A 4,120-nucleotide genomic window follows, 5' to 3' on the forward strand; every position below is an offset into this window, starting at 1 on the left:
CCAACTCAGGGGCGTGGCCACCAAGTACTTGCCGAACTACCTGGCTTGGCAACGGCTGATGAGCTGGAACAAGGGTACTTGCCGAACTACCTGGCTTGGCAACGGCTGATGAGCTGGAACAAGGAAGGCGTTTCCGCCGACGATGTCATCGCGTCAGCTCTCGGCAAGCAGGTCATCAACGTTTAATCTGAACAGCGCCCGTGCAATACAACCCCGACACGAATCAGTGCTTCACCCAGATATTAAAATGATTGATTGCTGGCGATGCTAGTTTGGGCGGCGCAGCGATCGCTTGCGCCTCTCGGCGCCAACTCAACCACTCCATCAGAATCCAGCTTGCCGTCTTTGTCGGTATGCATGCTGACTCCTAAGTGTGTTGCATCGCAAAAGGACAACTGACCTCCTTCCCTCCCCCACTCCTGTGGGGTTGTCGGCATCCCAGCGCCACGGATACTGCGAGTCATCGCGAGTCGCGAAACTGCCAGCACACACTGAACGGAGCAAATCCAATGCGGACCTCATCCTTAGCTGCTGGCGGTCTTCTGACTGCATTGATCTCCGGGTGCTCGATATTTACACCGCCGGCCCGGCTCCACGAATTGGATTCGAGCAAGAACTACTGGTTTGACTACGACGCGAGCCGAAGAGGCTCGTTTTTTGCTCATTCCTCCGCCGGCACCTCCAGCCCTTCCCCCACCTCTTGCGCCGAGCCGGCCCCGGACGTCGCTCTCTCGTTCGCTACGTCTTTGGACGCAAAACTCTCATCAGCGAATATCACCCCTCAGGCGAAAGGAGATCTCGCCGTCAGCGCAGTGAAGCTGGCCGAGAGATCACAGATGATCCAATTCTCGCGTGAAGCTCTTTTCCGTGTCTGTGAAGTAGCTCAGAACAACAGGCTCTCGGCCGAGCAGATAGTTGGGCTCTACCAGAAGATCATTGACACTGCTCTCCGCCTTGGCTCTGACAAGGCCCTTGAGAACGATGCGAAGCTGATCGCAGAGAGAATCGAAGAGAAGAAATCTGAGAATCTGATTGCTGCTGCAAAACGTGATGAGGCCGCCGCCGCTCTAGCGGCCACCACAGATGAGCAAGAACGAACGAAGCTTCGAGCTGACGTCACCGCGCAGAACGAGAAAATCCGACAGCAAGGTCTCCAGATGGCAAGCCTCGCGGAGCAACTGCTCGCCGCGGTCAACACAAAGAAGCTGGAGTTGAAAGACACAGAGAAGGCCGCCAATCTTGCCAAGGCAGCGGGGGAAGGTGCCGGCAGCTCTCCTGGCTCAGTACAAGCTCCCGCCCCTTCCGCCCAAGCCACAGTGGCCGTAAAGTAGCCCAGTTTTCCCTCACAAAGGCATCCGGCATCGGCTGCTCTGCCGCAATAGGGCAGCCTCGCGCGGGCAGGGATATTCGCTTGCGCTCTCCTTAGGGAGACCAGGTTGTTCATTTCACAGCGCATCGACCATCAACCGCATCGCTGCGCGAAGTCTTTGGCTTGGCGCGCACAAGCCTGAAGGACGGCCTTGTGCGCTTCCGCGCGAGCGCTGACAAAGCCAGCGCCGTTCTTGCGCTGGTCGGTGGCGGCCACGTTGTTCACGGTGCGGCGCAGGTCGTCGATGTTGAAGGTCTCGGGCAAGGTGATCGGCGTCATATCGGGTCACCGTCACGGTGTTTCGTGAACTGGTGGAGAACTCGCCGCAGTGATCGGGCAACCTGGCAGCGAACTGGAACATCGGCATCAACAGCCCATCGAGCGAGTACGCCGAGCTGGCCGACAAGGCCGGCTCCTGGTACGGCCATGCCGACCAGCAGCACCATGGCGACTTCCAAGAGTTCGTGCGCGGCGCTCCCTATGCGGTGGCCGTCTCGATTGGCAAGAACCCGCCGCGCACCCGCGCCATTGGTCTGCGCGATACGGTCCCCTTCCACATGCAGTACAAGGAATACGACCCGTTCATTGAAGCCGCGCTGCAGAGCACCTTCGCGGCGTACGGCCCCGCGCGCGTTGGCGCGACGTTCACGGCTGCAATGGCGGCTGGCACCATCACCGCGTCCGCGGCACTGACGGGCAACTCGGCGGTCACCACGCTGCAGCGGGGTCAATGGCTCCGCTTCGTTACCACCGGCACGCCGTCGGACCCGAACAACGGTAAGCTGTTCCGCGTGTCGTCGACCGTGTCGCCGACCGCAACTGTCATCACGCTGGCCCCGTCGACCCCGGCCACCGTCGCCGCGTCGCTGACCAACTCCGTGCTGCAGACCTCGCGCCTGACCAACGGTGTCACCCAGCCGTCGTTCACGCTGGAGAAGGCGTTCGCCGACATCGTCCAGTTCCTGACGTATCGCGGTCAGACGGTCAGCAAGCTGTCGCTGCAGTTCGCGTCGGAGTCCCTGACGAACGGCACGCTCGACTTTATGGGCAAGGACGCCATCTCCGCGGCTACTACCGCGCTGCCTGGCGCGYTTATCGCATCGCAAACGTTCGACGTGCACAACGCCGCTACCGGCGTCGGCCAAATCTGGGAAGGCGGCGCACCGATCGACGTCATCCCCGACTACGCCGACGGCTTCGCCAAGGTGGGCTCGCTGCGCTCGACGTCTGAGGCGCTTGGCAAAGAGATCATCATCGAAGGCGCATGCTCGCTTGAACTCGTGCTYGACACGGGTCGCTTGCCGAAGCAGCTAGTGCCGATCTCGGTCGCGCAGATCGAGTGGTACCCCAGGTCCAACAGGTCGGCTCCGATGAGGCCAATCTCGACATCGCCACCTTCTTCTATGTCTCGCTCGACCAGGACCTGCGCTCCGCGTATGCCAGTTCCCCGCTGGAGCCGGCCATCCAGCCTATCCTGGCGGACATGGACTTCCTGAACGACCTTCGCMGGCTCGTCAAGCGCGCTATCCACCCGCGCCTCGATGTGTCGATCGACGAGGACCTTTTGCACAAGTCCATCCCCCCAGAAGTCCTGCACGACGCGGACAAGCTGCGCGAATACCCCACCCTAGGGTTATTCAGGGTGCAGACTTTTCCATGGTCTGACTCCTAAGTGAACAACGTGTGTCTTGACACCTCATCGACTACACCGACGTCGCCAACAAGCAAGGCGACATCGGGGCAGAGATCATCCGCGACAGCGTGCTGCGCATGGAGCGCTTTGCGGATGGCTCGCTGACCGGCGTCGGGCGCATCATCGCCGGTGTCACCGGCACAGTAGACGACCTCGTCGGCACCTACAGCCTTGGCCCGCTGGTGCTAGTGCGGCCGGGCACATCGCCGGGCTTGATCGTTCATGAGCAGGCCCACGTGCGGCAGTTCTGGCGCTGGCTAGACTGCAGCGGCTTGGTCTACCACTTCAGCCGTAAGTGGCGCCAGTGCTTCGAGGTCGAAGCGTACCGCGCGCAACTCGCGGTCGTTGGCCCAGCGCAGGCCCAGCACTTCGCCTTGTCGCTCGCGACGAAGTACGACCTTGCCATCACCGAGCAGGAGGCCCTGACGCTCCTCACGAAGTGAACATCCTCAAGTAACAAGAGAGCCACATGAACTCCCCGAAATACCAAGAGACCGTAGCCGCGTTCGCCCAGAACACCTACAAGGAGTTCGGCCACGATGCCGCCCTGCTGGCTCGCGCCACCGACGCCGCGCTCGTGACCTGTGCCGCCATCGTGAAGGCGATGCACACCAGCCGGCGGGGAGCGTAATGGAACCCTCCTCCTCCATTGCYGGCGGCGCTGCGCTGGCGAAACTCATTGGCTGGCCGGTCGTCATCGGCGCCGTCACTGCTGCCCTCGGTATGCTCCTACTCTGGCCCCGCGCCTTGGCGAAGCGTTCGCCCGTAACCGTGCTATGCCTCGCGCAATTGAAATCGTGCCACTGTTCGCGCGAGCTCCCGTGCCTGATCATTAAGCATCGATGATGCTGCCGCAGACTCCTCCACCAGCGCAGCGTTCTGTTGCGTGGCTTGATCCATTTCTGACACGCTCTGGTCGAGCTGTCCGATACCTGTGTTCTGCTCGCTCACCGCACCGTGTATCTCAGTAATGATGCGTCGAACGTGCTCGATGTCCTTGACAATTTCGGTCATGGTCGAGCCCGCTGCCTGGACGCGCTCGGTGCCGCTGCTTACAC

The 4,120-nt window shown here is 61.3% G+C and carries 6 protein-coding genes and 1 pseudogene; 5 read left to right on the forward strand and 2 right to left on the reverse strand.

Features of this window, described 5'->3' with window-relative positions:
• A pseudogene (locus AC1DS3_RS36055) lies at nt 1-186 on the forward strand (hypothetical protein); the annotation flags it as partial.
• A 323-nt stretch (nt 187-509) separates the two neighbouring features.
• Complete coding sequence (locus AC1DS3_RS36060) at nt 510-1,331, forward strand: hypothetical protein (RefSeq protein WP_441635644.1); 822 nt, start codon at nt 510-512, stop codon at nt 1,329-1,331.
• A gap of 131 nt (nt 1,332-1,462) precedes the next feature.
• Here AC1DS3_RS36060 and AC1DS3_RS36065 read toward each other — a convergent pair whose 3' ends face one another.
• The gene (locus AC1DS3_RS36065) at nt 1,463-1,648 is read right to left on the reverse strand and encodes a hypothetical protein (protein ID WP_441635646.1); all 186 of its coding nucleotides are present in this window, start codon (nt 1,646-1,648) and stop codon (nt 1,463-1,465) included.
• A gap of 185 nt (nt 1,649-1,833) precedes the next feature.
• Here AC1DS3_RS36065 and AC1DS3_RS36070 point away from each other — a divergent pair, with 185 nt between their 5' ends.
• The 3 genes from AC1DS3_RS36070 to AC1DS3_RS36080 all read left to right on the forward strand — a co-directional run bounded on the left by AC1DS3_RS36070 (nt 1,834) and on the right by AC1DS3_RS36080 (nt 3,693).
• Nucleotides 1,834-2,865 (forward strand): phage tail tube protein, encoded by a 1,032-nt coding sequence (locus AC1DS3_RS36070; protein ID WP_477129083.1) that lies wholly within the window; start codon nt 1,834-1,836, stop codon nt 2,863-2,865.
• Between the two features lie 265 nt (nt 2,866-3,130).
• Nucleotides 3,131-3,505 carry a hypothetical protein gene (locus AC1DS3_RS36075; RefSeq protein WP_441635651.1) on the forward strand — a complete coding sequence of 125 codons (375 nt, stop codon included), beginning with the start codon at nt 3,131-3,133 and terminating at the stop codon, nt 3,503-3,505.
• Between the two features lie 26 nt (nt 3,506-3,531).
• A complete protein-coding gene (locus AC1DS3_RS36080) occupies nt 3,532-3,693 on the forward strand; it encodes a hypothetical protein (RefSeq protein ID WP_441635653.1) in 162 nt (53 codons plus the stop codon).
• Between the two features lie 143 nt (nt 3,694-3,836).
• Here the strand turns inward: AC1DS3_RS36080 and AC1DS3_RS36085 are convergent.
• Nucleotides 3,837-4,120 (reverse strand): methyl-accepting chemotaxis protein (locus AC1DS3_RS36085; protein WP_477129084.1); only part of this gene is annotated, 284 nt, incomplete at its 5' end.

This window comes from Cupriavidus sp. 01L46, from assembly GCF_056399905.1.

Bases quoted from the DNA above. Each gene is read 5' to 3' on its own strand.
- AC1DS3_RS36080 (WP_441635653.1), top strand. From the start codon at position 3,532: ATGAACTCCCCGAAATACCAAGAGACCGTAGCCGCGTTCGCCCAGAAC.
- AC1DS3_RS36065 (WP_441635646.1), bottom strand. From the start codon at position 1,648: ATGACGCCGATCACCTTGCCCGAGACCTTCAACATCGACGACCTGCGC.
- AC1DS3_RS36060 (WP_441635644.1), top strand. From the start codon at position 510: ATGCGGACCTCATCCTTAGCTGCTGGCGGTCTTCTGACTGCATTGATC.